Below are 13,878 nucleotides of genomic sequence, written 5' to 3'. Positions count from 1 at the left end.
ACGGGGGCCGTTCCGCGGAAGCGGGGCGGCCCCACGGCCTTCACGGCCTTCACGGCCTCCGCTGCTTCGGCGGCGGGTCAGGCGAGTTCGAGCGGGAAGGCGCCCCGGTGGCCCGTACCGGCGCCGTGCGCCGGGCGCGGTTCGAACTCCCGGCAGCTCCATATCTCCTGGACGAATCCCGTACGCCGGTCCCAGAGGCCCGCGACGTCGTCCCCGCCCACCACGTCGCGGTAGGCGTCCTTCGCGCCGCGGAAGCAGGCGAGCCCGCCGGAGAGACCGCGGACCGGGGCCGGGAAGTAGTCGGAGAAGGCACAGGCTATGCACGTCTGCAGATGCATGCCCGGCGGCAGGATCCGCTGGACCGTGGCCAGCGCGGCCGCGAAGTCGCCCTCGGCGCGGTTCGACTCGTAGACCGCCCCGTCCAGGTGGAGGGCGAGATACAGATCCGGATCCGCCCTGCGCAGGGACAGCAGACAGCTGAGCGTCGCCTGGCGGACCGTCCCGGACACGAGGACCGGGAGCGGGAGGTCCCACTCCAGGACGCAGTCGTCGAGCACGCCGTCCACCAGGCCGAACAGCCCCTCCGGAACCGGCACACCGGCCACGGGGCCCAGGCCGTCGAAGCTCTCGCCCTCGAAGTCCGTGCCCCGGATGCGAATACGGAGCTGCTGTCCGTCCGTGGTGAGAATGACGGCCTCGGAACCATGACGGTCCCGGTACCAGCCTGCCCACGACTCATCTGTCATGAGCAGGGACTGTAGCCCGTGCCCCCGCACGCGCCCTGTGGCACCCTCCCCTTCCGTCCTTCCGGCGACGGGCCCCCGGTCATCCGGCCTGCGGTTCACGCCACATGGGCCACATCGGCGGGCCCTCGGGGAGGTCGACGGTCCTCCCCATGAAGGTGAAGCCGAGCCGCTCGTAGAGACCGCGGCTGCGCTCGCTGCTCGCCTCCAGATAGGCGGGGGTCCCGTCCCGGTCGCACTGCTCCAGGACCCCCCTCATCAGCGCCTCGCCGATCCCCTCCCCCTGGCGCTCCGGGGAGACACCGATCATCAGCAGGTACGCGTGCGCGCGGTCGTGGGGGTGGACGGCGCCGGTCAGCCTCCCCACCAGCTCGGCCCGTTCGTTGCCGGGATCAGCGGTCTCCCGCATGAGCGCGGGGGTGTCGTCGTCCTCCTCCGGCGCACCCGCCGGCAGTGAGAGCCAGAGGGCCGTCGCCGTGCCGTCCTCCAGCAGGTCGACACGGCCTCCTTCCAGCGTGATGTCGGCGAAGACGCCGAGGAACTTCCCGTGCACCGCGCGCCGGTGCTCCTCGTCGGGAAAGACCCAGCTGCTCACCGGATCGTGGTGGAACGCCTCCTCCAGGATCCGTACGACCTGATCCCTGTCCCGCTGGTCCGCCCGTCGTACTCGTACGCCCATGACCGGCCCCGCTTCCTTCGTCCCGTGGTTGATCCCAACTGACTCACGGAATCCTAGAGTTGACCCTCAAGTCCGGTCGCGGGCGGCCTGGTTCAGTGCGTCCTGCGGGTGACGAACTCGGCCAGGGCGAGCAGGTCTCCGGCGCCGGCCGGCGCGGGCACCGCGCGGGACAGGTGGTGGACCGCTCTGGCCATCCGGTCGGCCGCGGCGGTCTGTGCCCAGTCGCGACCGCCGGCCCGGTCGACCGCGTCGGCGGCACTCCTCACCTCCCCCGGTGTGTTCATGGCCCCCCGGTAGAGCGCGGCGAGCTCGGCGGCGGCCGGGGTGTCCGAGGTGAGCGCCGCGACCACCGGAAGGGACTTCTTGTGCGCGGTCAGGTCCGCCCCGACCGGTTTGCCCGTGCGGTCCGTGTCCCCCCAGATGCCGATCAGGTCGTCGATGAGCTGGAAGGCGAGACCGGCTTCCCGGCCGAAGCCGTCCATGGCCCGGACCGCCCTCTCCCCCGCCCCGGCATAGAGCGCGCCGAGGGCGCAGGCGCAGCCGAGCAGAGCGCCCGTCTTGGCCATGGCCATGGTCAGGCACTCGTCCAACGTGACGTCGTCGGGGCCGCGGTCCTCCAGGGCGCAGTCGGCCTGCTGTCCCGCGCAGAGCTCGATGACGCAGCTGGAGAGCCGCACCGCGGCGTGCGCGGATGCGGGATGCGGGTCGTCCGCCAGCAGTCTCAGGGCGAGGGAGAGCATGGCGTCACCCGTGATGACGGCGTCCGGCACACCGAACACCGCCCAGGCCGTGGGCCGGTGCCGCCGGGTGGTGTCCTCGTCGATGACGTCGTCGTGGAGCAGGGTGAAGTTGTGCGCGAGCTCGACGGCGACGGCCGCCCGCATCGCCGCCTCCGGGTCCCCTCCCAGCGCACGGGCGGCGGCCAGGACGAGCGCCGGTCTGATCGCTTTTCCCGCCTGCCCGGAGGCGGGCGTCCCGTCGGCGTTCTGCCAGCCGAAGTGATACATGGCGACGCGGCGGATCGCCCCGGGCAGCGTCTCGACGGCCGCCCGGAGGTGCGGGTCGACGGCGTTGCGGGTGTGCTCCAGGAGCGCGGCGGCCTTGTGCCCCTCCATCGCGGCATCCGTACTGGTCATGGTCACGGTCACTCCTTCCGGGCGCCACGGGGCGCCTTGATCGCGGCCTCGGGCCTGCCGCGCCCGGGCGGTACCGCCGCCCGGGCGCGGGGGGAGCGTCACCGCCAGCGGCTCACCTCCACGTTCTCCAGGACGCCCAGGGCGTCCGGCACGAGGACGGCGGCGGAGTAGTACGCGGTCACGAGGTACGAGATGATCGCCTGCTCGTCGATGCCCATGAAGCGGACCGAGAGGCTCGGTTCGATCTCGTCCGGGATGCCGCTCTGCTGGAGCCCGATGACTCCCTGGTCCGCCTCACCGGTCCTCATGCAGATGATCGATGTGGTGCGGGCGTCGGTGACCGGGATCTTGTTGCACGGGAAGATCGGCACCCCTCGCCACGCCGGCACGTGGTGCCCGCCTACCTCGACGCTCTCCGGCACCAGACCGCGCCTGTTGCACTCGCGGCCGAACGCGGCGATGGCGCGCGGGTGGGCGAGGAACAGCTTCGATCCGCGCCTCCGCGACAGGAGTTCGTCCATGTCGTCGGGGCCGGGCGCTCCGTCGTGCGGCTGGAGACGCTGCCCGTAGTCGCAGTTGTTGAGCAGGCCGAACTCCCGGTTGTTGATGAGCTCGTGTTCCTGGCGCTCGCGCAGCGCCTCGACCGTGAGCCGCAGCTGCTGCTCGGTCTGGTTCATCGGCTGGTTGTAGAGGTCGGCCACCCTGCTGTGGACCTTGAGCACGGTCTGGGCGACGCTCAGCTCGTATTCACGGGGCGCCGACTCGTAGTCGACGAAGGTGTGCGGGACGACGGTCTCTCCCACGTGTCCCGCGGACAGGTCGATCTCCGCCTCGCCGTAGCGGTTGGTCCGCTGGTGCGGGATGGCGAGCAGCCCCGCGAGGTGGTCGCGGAGCGAGTCCGCCCGGGCCGCGAGGTTGAGCACGTCCGACCGGCGAAGGGTCAGCAGCGTGCAGGCGGTCACGGCACGGGCCGTGTACTGCCAGGTGGCGTCGCCGTCGAGCAGAACCTGGTCGCCGAAGTACGCGCCGTCGGCGAGGACTCCGAGCACCGTCTCGTCGCCGTACGGCCCGGCCCCGATCTTCTCGATCTTGCCGTGGGCCAGCAGATGGACCCGGTCCGCCGCCTCGCCCGACGCGACGAGCACTTCGCCCGCCGCGACGTCGCGCTGTTCGCACCGGCGCGCCAGCTCGGCCAGCACCTCCTCGTCACCGAAATCGCGCAGGGCCGGAAGTTCGCCGAGCTCGGCGGGGATGACCGTGACCCGGTCGCCTGTCTGGACGAAGGTAACCCTGCCGTCTCCGACGGAGTAGCTCAGCCGCCGGTTCACCCGGTATGTGCCGCCCTGCACCTGCACCCACGGCAGCATGCGCAGCAGCCACCGCGAGGTGATCTCCTGCATCTGCGGGGCGGACTTGGTCGTCGTCGCGAGGTTCCGCGCAGCCGCTGTGCCGAGACTCTGCTGCGGCGGCTGCGTGTCGCGAACCTCTTCACCAACGGACATCCGACATCCTCTCGATCATGGGCTGACCTGCGAGAAGAACACTTCCAGCCGGGGACACGGCGCGCTATTACACAAAAGAGTGTGACTATTCGGGCCTGGGGCGGGAACGTTGCCCACACCGAGGCGCAGGCATTCAGCCCGGACCGCGCCGGATACCGAGCAGGGCTGGACCGCGCCGGACCGTGCAGGGCCGGGCCGGGCCAGCCGGATGTAGGGCGACCCGGGCGCTGGTCCTAGGACTTCGGCCGCTCCACGCCCGGTCCTCCGCCCGTTACGGCGCCGCCTACAGGCGCCTAGCGTTCCCGCCATGGATACGACAGGCACCCTCGACGAGGCCCTCCAGCGACTGCACACCTCGGGTCCCGAACGGCTCGGGCGGCTCACCAACCACGCGCCGATGGCCGTCGAGGCACTCGCCGCCAACGGCCAGGCCGCGGCCGTACACCGCTGGCTCGACCTGTACGCGTCGAGACTCGAGGAGTTCCCGGCCGGCGTCGAGCCGGTCACGGACGCCGACTGGCGCTCCGCGCTGGGCGACCCCCGCCGCGCCGCCGACTGGATCGCCTACTTCGGCCGGGAGCTCGCCGAGCATCCCTGGCGCGAGGTGCTCGCCCTGTGGTGGCCGCGCCTCCTGCCCGGCATGTACGGCGGATCGACGCATCCGGTGATCCGTGTGGGCCATGCCGTGCGCACACTCCTGGCGGACGACGGGACCGGACCGCGTCTGACCGAGCTCGCGCACGGCCTCGGTTACTGGGCGGCCCGCCACCACCCCGTCACCGGGCTCGTCCCCGTATCCGGCGCCGGCAGCGCCGCGGCGGCTCTCGACGCGGTGGAGCCCGTCGCCGAACGGGCAGGCGGCTTCCCCGACCGGCTCGGCCAGGTCAGGAGCGTGCCGGTGTGGGCCGCCACGGTCACGGACCCGGCCGAGGCGCGCCGCCGGCTCACCGAACTGGTCCGGGCGGCCACCCACCGGTACGCCACTCATGGCCACGGCAACGAGACCATGCTGGTCCACGCGGCCACGGCACCCAACGCCGTCCTGCGGACCCTCCCCGCGCTCCCCGAGGCCCTGTGGGTTCCGAGTCTCCAGGCGGCCTGGACCGCCTCCGCGGCGGTGACCGCCATGTACGCGCCGGACGCCCCGGTGGCCTACGTACCGCCGGGCCCGGTCACGCCCGAAGAGGTCATGGAACGCGCCCTGGCCCATGGCGACGAGCACGTCGTCAAACTGACCGACACGGCCATGGACTTCGGCGACGAGCGGTCGCTCGCGGCGGCCCTGCGCGCAGTCGAGCTCAGCGAACCTCTGCGGTAGGGCGGGCCGTTCGGTGTGCCAGCGGCGCTCCCGACACGACGACCTTGCCCGGGTTGAGGATGCCGTGCGGGTCCAGGGCAGCCTTCACCGCTCGCTGCATGGCGAGGTTGACGGGGCCCACCTCGCGGTCCATGCCGCCCATCTTCAGCAGGCCCACGCCGTGTTCCCCGGTGACCGTGCCGCCGAAGGAGATCGCCGCGTCGAGGATGTCCTCGAAGGCGAGCTGGGCGCGGGCCCTGGCGGCGTCGTCGCCCGGTTCGGTGATGATCAGGGGGTGGAGGTTCCCGTCGCCGGCGTGGGCGATGTTGGCGATGAGGACGTCGTGCGCGCCGGCGATCTCCTCGATGCGCGCGAGCATCTGCGGCACCCGCGAGCGCGGCACGACGACGTCCTCGGTGAGCACCGGGCCCAGCCGCTCCAGCGCCGGGTAGGCGAGCCGGCGCGCCTGGAACAGGGCGTCCGCCTCGGCCTGGTCGGTGGAGACCTCGGCCCAGGCCGCGCCGGCCTCCGCGAAGCAGGCCCGTACGGCCTCCGCCTCGGCGTCGCCCGCGGCTCCCGGGGTGTCCACGCGGCCGAGCAGGATCGCGTTCGCGTCCGCCGACAGGCCCATGTTCTTCCACTCGTCGACGGCCTTCAGACAGTGCCGGTCGAGCAGTTCGAGCGCCGAGGGCACGATGCCCGCCGCCGTCACCCGGCTCACCGCGTCGCCGGCCGCGACGACCGAGTCGAAGAAGCCCGCCACGGTGCGCTCCGCGGGCCGCGCACCGCGCAGCTTCACGGTGATCTCGGTGATCACGCCGAGGGTTCCCTCGGAGCCGACGAACAGACCGCAGAGGTCGTACCCGGCGACCCCCTTCGCGGTCTGCCGGCCCACCCGCACGGTCTCGCCGAGGCCGTTGACCACCTCGAGCCCGAGTACGTAGTCGCGGGTCACGCCGTACTTGACGCAGCACATCCCGCCCGCGTTGGTGGCGGTGTTGCCGCCGATCGTCGACCAGGGCGAGCTCGCCGGGTCCGGCGGGTACCAGAGGCCCTGTTCGGCGCACGCGGCGCGCAGATCGTCGTTGACGACGCCCGGCTGGACGACGGCGACGCGCTCCACCGGGTCGATGCGCAGGATCCGGTTCATGTCCTCGAAGGAGAGGATGACGGCGCCGTCCACCGCGTTGGCCCCGCCCGACAGTCCCGTGCCCGCCCCGCGCGGGATCACCGGGATGCGGTGTTCGACGCAGTAGGCGACGACGGCCCGCACCTCTTCGGTGTCCTGGGGCCGCACGACGGCCAGGGGCTGCCCGGCCGGCGCCCACTCCGCCTCGTCGTGCGCGTAACGGCCCAGGCTGTCCGGGTCGGTGATGACCTTGTCCGCCGGTATCCCGTCGGCTGCGTTCGGCTTCGGCACTGCCGCTGACCACCTCTCTTGCCCGCGCGCACCCCGCATCCGTCACGGGGCCGCACCTCCCATGATGACGCGGTCCCTCCCACGGCGGACGGGCGCCCTAAGTTGCATCTCTCATGCCACTTATCTACGCTGCCGCCCATGCGGCTGACGCGATTCACCGATGTGGCGCTGCGGGTGCTCATGCGCCTGACCGTCACGGCGGACGGCGAGGACCCGCCGACCACCCGTGAGGTGGCGGCCACCATGCAGGTGCCGTACACCCACGCGGCGAAGGTCGTCGCCCGCCTCCAGCACCTCGGCCTGGTCGAAGCGCGTCGCGGCCGTGGCGGGGGCCTCTCCCTCACCACCGCCGGCCGGGCGGCCTCGATCGGCGCCCTGGTGAGGCAGCTGGAAGGGCCGGGTGAGGTCGTCGAATGCGAGGGGGGCACACCGTGCCCGCTGCGCTCCGCCTGCCTGCTCCGCTCCGCGCTGCGCCGGGCCGAGGAGGCGTTCTACGCCTCGCTCGACCCGCTCACGGTCGGCGATCTCGTCTCCTCCCCCACCGGCCCGCTGCTGATGGGCATCAGCAGCGGCCGCCCCGCGCCCGGCTGACCCTCCGCACCCCCGCCCCCACGCACCCCGCTGCGCGCACCAGGCGTTCACGCCGCTCGAAAATACGCATCTCATATACCAGTTATCCGCCCGTCCGCGATCCGGCAGGCCCTCACACCCAGGAGTCGTCCGATGCTCTCCGAGACGTCGACCGCCACTGTCCGAGCGACTCTTCCCGCCGTGGGGGCGGCCATCGGGGACATCGCGGACCTCTTCTACCGGAAGCTGTTCGACGCCCACCCGGAGCTTCTCCGGGACCTGTTCAACCGGGGCAACCAGGCTTCGGGCACACAGCGCCAGGCGCTCGCCGGGTCGATCGCCGCCTTCGCCACCCAGCTCGTCGAGCACCCGGACACCCGGCCCGACGTGATGCTGAGCCGCATAGCCAACAAACACGCCTCGCTCGGCATCACCGCCCCGCAGTACGAGATCGTGCACACGCACCTCTTCGCCGCGATCGCCGAGGTGCTGGGCGACGCCGTCACCCCCGAGGTCGCCGCGGCCTGGGACGAGGTCTACTGGCTGATGGCCAACGCCCTGATCGCGATCGAGGAACGGCTCTACGCGCAGCAGCGCGTGACGGCGGGCGACGTCTGGCGTGAGTGGACGGTGGTCTCCCGCGTCGAGGACACCCCTGACGTGGCCACCTTCCGGCTCACCCCCTCCGACGGCGCACCGGCCCCCGCCTTCCGGCCGGGCCAGTACATCTCCGTCCAGGTGGAACTCCCCGACGGCGCCCGGCAGATACGCCAGTACAGCCTCACCGGGGCGCCGGGCGACGCCCTGCGCTCCTTCTCGGTCAAGCGGGTACGGGGCGTGGACTCCCCTGAGGGCGAGGTCTCCGCGCACCTGCACGCCCGGCTGGGCGCGGGCGACCAGCTGCGCGTCTCCGCGCCGTACGGAGATCTCGTGCTCGACGGCTCCGACGCCCCGCTGCTCCTCGCCTCGGCGGGCATCGGCTGCACGCCGGTCATGTCGATGCTGGAACACCTCGCCGAGGAGGGGCACCGTTCGCCCGTCACCGTGGTGCACGGCGACCGGTCCCCGGCCGACCACGCGCTCCGTACGCGCCACGAGGCGCTCACCGCCGAGCTCCCCAGAGCGTCCGCCCACTTCTGGTACGAGAACCCGGAGCCCGGCCGGGCCGCCGGGCGTACCGGCACCGTGGACCTGAGCGGCCTCCCCGTGGCCCCGGGCACCCGTGCCTACCTCTGCGGTCCGCTGCCCTTCATGCGCGCCGTCCGCTCGCAACTCCTCGCGAAGGGAGTGGCGTCGGCAGACATCCACTACGAGGTGTTCGGCCCCGATCTCTGGCTCGGCCAGGACTGAGCACGGCTCCCCCGGGGCACTCGCGGACTGTCCGGATCGAATCGCACACGACGCGAACAGTGCTCGAACAGGTTTGCCGGAGCCTCGTGTTCCGGTACAAGCGCTGTACGGACACGCTCCCCCGCCAACGAAGGAGTCGGCCATGTCCTCACCGATGTCCGCCAGCAACTTCCTCAAGGCCCTCAAGAACGAGGGGCTCACCGTCGTCCAGGTGGGCGACTGGCGCACGCACAACCGCAACCACAAGGGCCCCTGGGGGCCGGTGCACGGCGTGATGATCCACCACACCGTCACGAAGGGGACCGCCCGCACCGTCGAGATCTGCCGCGACGGCTACTCGGGGCTTCCGGGCCCCCTCTGCCACGGGGTGATCGCCAAGGACGGCCGGGTCCACCTGGTCGGCTACGGCCGCGCCAACCACGCCGGGCTCGGCGACGACGACGTCCTGCGCGCCGTCATCGCCGAGAAGCGCCTGCCGTCGGACAACGAGTCCAACACCGACGGGAACCGGCACTTCTACGGTTTCGAGTGCGAGAACCTCGGCGACGGGAAGGACCCGTGGCCCGCCGTGCAGCTCGAGGCCATCGAGAAGGCGGCGGCAGCGGTCTGCCGCTTCCACAACTGGGACGCCCCCTCCGTCATCGGGCACCTGGAGTGGCAGCCCGGCAAGGTCGACCCGCGCGGCTTCTCGATGACGGGGATGCGCAACCGCATCCACGACCGGCTGAAGTAGGAGATCCCCGGGCGGCGGACAATGGGGGCATGACCGACGAAGAGCTCGACCTCTCCCGGCTGCAGCCGGTGCTCCCCTCACCCCTGCAGCCGGCCGAGGACGAACGCTTCGCGCGGCACGGCGTGACGCTGCTCCTCAAGCGCGACGACCTGATCCACCCGGACCTCCCGGGCAACAAGTGGCGCAAGCTGGCCCTCAATCTCCGGGCCGCCGCCGGCCGTACCGTTCTCACCTTCGGCGGCGCCTACTCGAACCACCTCCGGGCGACGGCCGCCGCCGGACGCCTGCTGGGCTTCCCCACCGTCGGCGTCGTACGGGGGGACGAACTGGCCGACCGCCCGCTGAACCCCTCACTCGCGCGATGCGCGGCCGACGGCATGCGTCTGCACTTCGTGGACCGGGCGACCTACCGCGCCAAGGCCTCTCCCGACGTCCTGGAAGGCCTGCTGAGCCTCTTCGGGGAGTGCCTGGTCATCCCGGAGGGCGGCAGCAACGCGCTCGCCGCACAGGGCTGCACAGAGCTCGGCCGGGAGCTGCTCGGCCGGACCGGCACGGTCGCCGTCGCCTGTGGCACCGGCGGCACCCTCGCGGGGCTGGCCGCCGGACTCGGCCACGGACAGCGCGCCCTGGGCATCCCCGTCCTGCGCGGGGGCTTCCTGGGAGCGGCGGTGCGCGATCTGCAGCGGGAGGCCTTCGGCGCCCCGACCGGACAGTGGTCCCTGGACGAACGCTTCCACTTCGGCGGGTACGCCCGCACCACTCCGGAACTGCACGCCTTCGCCGACGACTTCGAGGACCGCCACGGCCTGCCCGTCGAGCGGCTCTACGTGGCCAAACTCCTGTACGGGCTGACGGTGCTGGCCGGAGAGGGCGCCTTCGCTGCGGGCTCCACGGTCACCGCGGTCGTCACGGGCCGCCCGGAACCGCCCGGGGCGTGATCACGCACCGTCGGACTCCCGGTACGCGGCGGCCTCCTCCAGGTCCAGCCGCCGCAGCAGGACACGCAGCATCTCGTCGTCGATCCGGCGCTCGTCCCTGAGGCGTACGAAGACCTCGCGCTCGGCGGCGATCATGTCCCTCGCCAGCCGCCGGTAGGTGTCGTCCGCCGATTCCCCGGTGACCGGGTTGGCCGCGCCGAGCCGCTCCCAGACCGCGTTGCGGCGGCGTTCCATGACGGCGCGCAGCCGCTGGACGAGGGGATCGGGCAGTGCGTTGCGCGGATCGGCCAGCAGCGCCTCCAGCGAGGCGTCGGCGGCCGTGGAGGCCTCGTTCTGCGCCTGCGCCTCGGCCAGCGTCGCGGCCCGCTCGCTGCGCCTCGGCAGCTTCAGTACGCGTACCAGGAGGGGCAGGCTCAGCCCCTGGACGACCAGCGTCCCGATGACGGTCGTGAAGGTCAGGAAGAGCACCAGGTTGCGCGCGGGGAAGTCCTCCCCGTCGTGCGTGACCATGGGGATGGAGAAGGCGATGGCGAGCGAGACGACGCCTCGCATCCCGGCCCACCCGACGATCAGGGGCGAGCTCCAGGAGAGCTCCCCCTCGCGCTCCCTGACGCGCCTGGAGAGCCGGTGCGGCAGGTAGGTCGCCGGGTACACCCAGACGAAGCGCACCACGACCACCGCCACGAACACGAGGACCGCGTATCCGAAGGCCTCGGACACGCTGTAGGAGCCGAGCCCCCGGAGCACGAAGGGCAGCTGCAGCCCGATCAGGGCGAAGACGGCGGACTCCAGGACGAACGCGACCATCTTCCAGACCGCCGCCTCCTGGAGCCGCGTCGCGAAGTCGACCTGCCAGGACCGGTGCCCCAGGTAGAGCGCGACGACCACGACGGCGAGCACCCCGGAGGCGTGCACCCGCTCCGCGGCCGCGTAGGCGACGAAGGGGATCAGCAGCGACAGGGTGTTCTGGAGCAGCGCCTCCTTGAGGTGCGTGCGCAGCCAGTGCAGCGGCACCATCAGCAGCAGGCCGACACCGATGCCGCCGACCGACGCCAGAGCGAACTCACCGATCCCGGCGCCCCAGCTCATGCCCTCGCCGACGGCTGCCGCGAGGGCCACCTTGAACGCGGTGATCGCGGTGGCGTCGTTCACCAGGGACTCGCCCTGCAGGATCGTGGTGACCCGGGCGGGCAGTCCCACCCTGCGGGCGATCGCCGCGGCCGTGACGGCGTCCGGCGGGGCCACCACCGCGCCGAGCACCAGCGCGGCGGGGAGCGGCAGGTCCGGGACGAGGAGATAGGCCAGCCATCCCACCGCGACCGTCGCGAAGAGCACGTACCCCACGGAGAGCAGGGCGACGGGCCGCAGATTGGCCCGCAGGTCGAGGTACGAGCTGTCGACCGCCGCCGTGTACAGCAACGGAGGCAGGAGGAGCGGCAGCACGATGTGCGCGTCGAGCGTGTAGCTCGGCACTCCCGGCAGGTACGAGGCCAGCAGACCGGCGGCGACCAGCAGCAGCGGCGGGGGCACCGGTGTCCGGCGGGCGGCCCCCGCGACCGCCGCGCTTGCCGCGATCAGCGCCACCAGCGGCAATGCGTCCATCTCACTGTCCTCACATCCGACGTAACGACCTCACCCGTCGTAACGTGGCCATCATGAGTGAGTGCCTCCACGTATCCGAACTGCCGCGCCCCGAACCCGCCCCGCTCAGCGAGACCTGCCCCGAGTGTCTGGCGGCCGGCACCCATCCCGTGCAACTGCGGCTCTGCCTCGTCTGCGGTCACGTCGGGTGCTGTGATTCCTCGCCGCTGAAGCACGCGACGGCACACTTCGAGGCGACCGGTCACCCGGTGATGCGCAGCTTCGAATGCGCGGAGAGCTGGCGCTGGTGCTTCGTGGACGGTTCGATCGTCTGACGCCTGGGTACGTCAAACCGGCGCCGGTTCTTCGCAATTGACCGCCGCAGACCCCTAGCCACTGTGTGTACTCATATGCCTACCATGAGTAATCATCGGCTTGCGGTCTCGGCGACACGGCATCATGGGTCGCGACAGCGTCGCCGAACCACAGAACCGACGACGGACCGCATGGCCCCGGGCACCCGTCCCGGAGCCTCGAACGAGTTTGTGCCACCTTGGAGGTGAGGGTGTCCCAGATCGCAGGCGAGCCCGGGAACCAGGACTTCGTAGAGGTCCGGCTGCCCGCTGCGGGTGCCTACCTGTCGGTGCTGCGAACGGCCACGGCCGGCCTCGCAGCGCGCTTGGACTTCACTCTCGACGAGATCGAGGATCTCCGCATCGCGGTCGACGAGGCCTGCGCGATCCTGCTCCAGCAGGCCGTGCCCGGCTCCGTCCTCAGCTGCGTCTTCCGACTCGTCGGCGATTCCCTCGAGGTGACCGTCTCGGCCCCCACGACGGACGGCCGCGCCCCTGAGCGCGACACCTTCGCCTGGACGGTGCTCTCCGCGCTGGCCGGCAAGGTCGACTCCACGGTCGCCGACGACCGTACGGTCAGCATCAGCCTCTACAAACAGCGCGGCGCGGGACCCGGGCCGGCGTGAGCGACGGGAACGGGGACGGTCCTGTGCGGGACGAGACGATCCGGTCGGAGCCGGTGCGCCCGGCCGCCCTTCCGGAGCAGCAGGCCCGGCCGCATCCGGAAGGCGGGGCGGACGGTGCGCAGGGCCGGCCTGCCGCGCCTGAGCAGTCGCAGACGGAGCGGGCGGGCCGGATGAGCGAGCACGGACACCACGATCCGCACGACCGCAGTGGGGCACGGGCGCTCTTCATCGAGCTCCGGGAGCTTCCGGACGGGTCGGCGGAGAAGGCGGAGCTGCGCAACCGGCTGGTGCGGATGCATCTGCCGCTCGTGGAGCACCTGGCCCGCAGATTCCGCAACCGCGGCGAGCCGCTGGACGATCTGACGCAGGTCGCCACGATCGGACTGATCAAGTCGGTCGACCGGTTCGACCCGGACCGCGGCGTCGAGTTCTCGACGTACGCGACCCCCACGGTCGTCGGCGAGATCAAGCGCCACTTCCGGGACAAGGGCTGGGCGGTACGGGTCCCGCGGCGCCTCCAGGAGCTGCGGCTGTCGCTGACCACGGCAACCGCCGAGCTCTCGCAGCAGCACGGCCGCTCCCCCACCGTGCACGAGCTGGCGGAGCGTCTGGGCATCTCCGAGGAGGAGGTCCTGGAGGGGCTGGAATCGGCCAATGCCTACAGCACCCTCTCGCTCGACGTCCCGGACACGGACGACGAGTCGCCGGCGGTGGCGGACACCCTGGGTTCCGAGGACGAGGCGCTGGAGGGCGTCGAGTACCGCGAATCGCTCAAGCCGCTGCTGGAGGATCTCCCGCCGCGCGAGAAGCGGATCCTGCTGCTGCGCTTCTTCGGCAACATGACCCAGTCGCAGATCGCCCAGGAGGTCGGCATCTCCCAGATGCACGTCTCCCGCCTCTTGGCCCGCACGCTGGCGCAGCTGCGCGAGCGGCTGCTCGTGGAGGAGTAG

The 13,878-nt window shown here is 71.8% G+C and carries 14 protein-coding genes; 8 read left to right on the top strand and 6 right to left on the bottom strand.

Annotated features, from left to right (window positions below; genetic code table 11):
- Positions 1–77: 77 nt before the first annotated feature.
- The 4 genes from ACIP63_RS12225 to ACIP63_RS12210 all read right to left on the bottom strand — a co-directional run bounded on the left by ACIP63_RS12225 (position 78) and on the right by ACIP63_RS12210 (position 4,060).
- Positions 78–746 (bottom strand): DUF6304 family protein, encoded by a 669-nt coding sequence (locus ACIP63_RS12225; protein WP_401514089.1) that lies wholly within the window; start codon positions 744–746, stop codon positions 78–80.
- A gap of 79 nt (positions 747–825) precedes the next feature.
- The gene (locus ACIP63_RS12220) at positions 826–1,422 is read right to left on the bottom strand and encodes a GNAT family N-acetyltransferase (protein WP_401514086.1); all 597 of its coding nucleotides are present in this window, start codon (positions 1,420–1,422) and stop codon (positions 826–828) included.
- Positions 1,423–1,514: 92 nt separating this feature from the next.
- Entirely contained in the window at positions 1,515–2,558 is a 1,044-nt protein-coding gene (locus ACIP63_RS12215) for a family 2 encapsulin nanocompartment cargo protein polyprenyl transferase (protein WP_401514084.1), read from the bottom strand.
- Positions 2,559–2,656: 98 nt separating this feature from the next.
- Positions 2,657–4,060, bottom strand: coding sequence for a family 2B encapsulin nanocompartment shell protein (locus ACIP63_RS12210; protein ID WP_401514082.1), 1,404 nt, complete (start codon positions 4,058–4,060; stop codon positions 2,657–2,659).
- A 307-nt stretch (positions 4,061–4,367) separates the two neighbouring features.
- Between ACIP63_RS12210 and ACIP63_RS12205 the strand changes: the two genes are divergently transcribed.
- The gene (locus ACIP63_RS12205) at positions 4,368–5,378 is read left to right on the top strand and encodes a questin oxidase family protein (protein ID WP_401514080.1); all 1,011 of its coding nucleotides are present in this window, start codon (positions 4,368–4,370) and stop codon (positions 5,376–5,378) included.
- Here ACIP63_RS12205 and ACIP63_RS12200 read toward each other — a convergent pair.
- Positions 5,359–6,816 carry an FAD-binding oxidoreductase gene (locus ACIP63_RS12200; protein WP_401514078.1) on the bottom strand — a complete coding sequence of 486 codons (1,458 nt, stop codon included), beginning with the start codon at positions 6,814–6,816 and terminating at the stop codon, positions 5,359–5,361. The two genes, ACIP63_RS12205 and ACIP63_RS12200, sit on opposite strands and share 20 nt — an antisense overlap.
- Before the next feature lie 99 nt (positions 6,817–6,915).
- On the opposite strand from ACIP63_RS12200, the gene ACIP63_RS12195 reads away from it, so the two are divergent.
- The 4 genes from ACIP63_RS12195 (at position 6,916) to ACIP63_RS12180 (ending at position 10,368) form a co-directional block, all read left to right on the top strand.
- On the top strand, positions 6,916–7,368 hold the full coding sequence (locus ACIP63_RS12195) for an RrF2 family transcriptional regulator (protein ID WP_401514075.1): 453 nt from the start codon (positions 6,916–6,918) through the stop codon (positions 7,366–7,368).
- A 132-nt stretch (positions 7,369–7,500) separates the two neighbouring features.
- The gene (locus ACIP63_RS12190; protein ID WP_401514072.1) at positions 7,501–8,697 is read left to right on the top strand and encodes a globin domain-containing protein; all 1,197 of its coding nucleotides are present in this window, start codon (positions 7,501–7,503) and stop codon (positions 8,695–8,697) included.
- Between the two features lie 142 nt (positions 8,698–8,839).
- Positions 8,840–9,430, top strand: a complete 591-nt coding sequence (locus ACIP63_RS12185) for an N-acetylmuramoyl-L-alanine amidase (protein WP_401514071.1) — start codon at positions 8,840–8,842, stop codon at positions 9,428–9,430.
- A 29-nt stretch (positions 9,431–9,459) separates the two neighbouring features.
- Positions 9,460–10,368 carry a 1-aminocyclopropane-1-carboxylate deaminase/D-cysteine desulfhydrase gene (locus tag ACIP63_RS12180; protein ID WP_401514069.1) on the top strand — a complete coding sequence of 303 codons (909 nt, stop codon included), beginning with the start codon at positions 9,460–9,462 and terminating at the stop codon, positions 10,366–10,368.
- On the opposite strand, the gene ACIP63_RS12175 is transcribed toward ACIP63_RS12180, so the two are convergent.
- Complete coding sequence (locus ACIP63_RS12175; RefSeq protein ID WP_401514067.1) at positions 10,369–11,970, bottom strand: Na+/H+ antiporter; 1,602 nt, start codon at positions 11,968–11,970, stop codon at positions 10,369–10,371.
- 53 nt (positions 11,971–12,023) lie between these two features.
- Between ACIP63_RS12175 and ACIP63_RS12170 the strand changes: the two genes are divergently transcribed.
- The 3 genes from ACIP63_RS12170 to ACIP63_RS12160 all read left to right on the top strand — a co-directional run bounded on the left by ACIP63_RS12170 (position 12,024) and on the right by ACIP63_RS12160 (position 13,878).
- Complete coding sequence (locus ACIP63_RS12170) at positions 12,024–12,284, top strand: UBP-type zinc finger domain-containing protein (protein WP_401514065.1); 261 nt, start codon at positions 12,024–12,026, stop codon at positions 12,282–12,284.
- Between the two features lie 230 nt (positions 12,285–12,514).
- A complete protein-coding gene (locus ACIP63_RS12165) occupies positions 12,515–12,928 on the top strand; it encodes an anti-sigma regulatory factor (RefSeq protein WP_014154139.1) in 414 nt (137 codons plus the stop codon).
- Positions 12,925–13,878 carry an RNA polymerase sigma factor SigF gene (locus tag ACIP63_RS12160; RefSeq protein ID WP_401514062.1) on the top strand — a complete coding sequence of 318 codons (954 nt, stop codon included), beginning with the start codon at positions 12,925–12,927 and terminating at the stop codon, positions 13,876–13,878. The genes ACIP63_RS12165 and ACIP63_RS12160 overlap by 4 nt, the downstream gene beginning before the upstream one ends.

This window comes from Streptomyces sp. NPDC088746 (assembly GCF_044751065.1).
In the GTDB taxonomy this organism is placed as follows: domain Bacteria; phylum Actinomycetota; class Actinomycetes; order Streptomycetales; family Streptomycetaceae; genus Streptomyces.
Note: the sequence above shows the minus strand (reverse complement) of the source record. Positions and strands in the feature narration are given on the sequence as shown.

Excerpts from the sequence above, each read along its gene's own strand:
- ACIP63_RS12225 (WP_401514089.1), bottom strand. The coding sequence starts at position 746 with ATGACAGATGAGTCGTGGGCAGGCTGGTACCGGGACCGTCATGGTTCC.
- ACIP63_RS12220 (WP_401514086.1), bottom strand. The coding sequence starts at position 1,422 with ATGGGCGTACGAGTACGACGGGCGGACCAGCGGGACAGGGATCAGGTC.
- ACIP63_RS12215 (WP_401514084.1), bottom strand. The coding sequence starts at position 2,558 with ATGACCAGTACGGATGCCGCGATGGAGGGGCACAAGGCCGCCGCGCTC.
- ACIP63_RS12210 (WP_401514082.1), bottom strand. The coding sequence starts at position 4,060 with ATGTCCGTTGGTGAAGAGGTTCGCGACACGCAGCCGCCGCAGCAGAGT.
- ACIP63_RS12205 (WP_401514080.1), top strand. The coding sequence starts at position 4,368 with ATGGATACGACAGGCACCCTCGACGAGGCCCTCCAGCGACTGCACACC.
- ACIP63_RS12200 (WP_401514078.1), bottom strand. The coding sequence starts at position 6,816 with ATGCGGGGTGCGCGCGGGCAAGAGAGGTGGTCAGCGGCAGTGCCGAAG.
- ACIP63_RS12195 (WP_401514075.1), top strand. The coding sequence starts at position 6,916 with ATGCGGCTGACGCGATTCACCGATGTGGCGCTGCGGGTGCTCATGCGC.
- ACIP63_RS12190 (WP_401514072.1), top strand. The coding sequence starts at position 7,501 with ATGCTCTCCGAGACGTCGACCGCCACTGTCCGAGCGACTCTTCCCGCC.
- ACIP63_RS12185 (WP_401514071.1), top strand. The coding sequence starts at position 8,840 with ATGTCCTCACCGATGTCCGCCAGCAACTTCCTCAAGGCCCTCAAGAAC.
- ACIP63_RS12180 (WP_401514069.1), top strand. The coding sequence starts at position 9,460 with ATGACCGACGAAGAGCTCGACCTCTCCCGGCTGCAGCCGGTGCTCCCC.
- ACIP63_RS12175 (WP_401514067.1), bottom strand. The coding sequence starts at position 11,970 with ATGGACGCATTGCCGCTGGTGGCGCTGATCGCGGCAAGCGCGGCGGTC.
- ACIP63_RS12170 (WP_401514065.1), top strand. The coding sequence starts at position 12,024 with ATGAGTGAGTGCCTCCACGTATCCGAACTGCCGCGCCCCGAACCCGCC.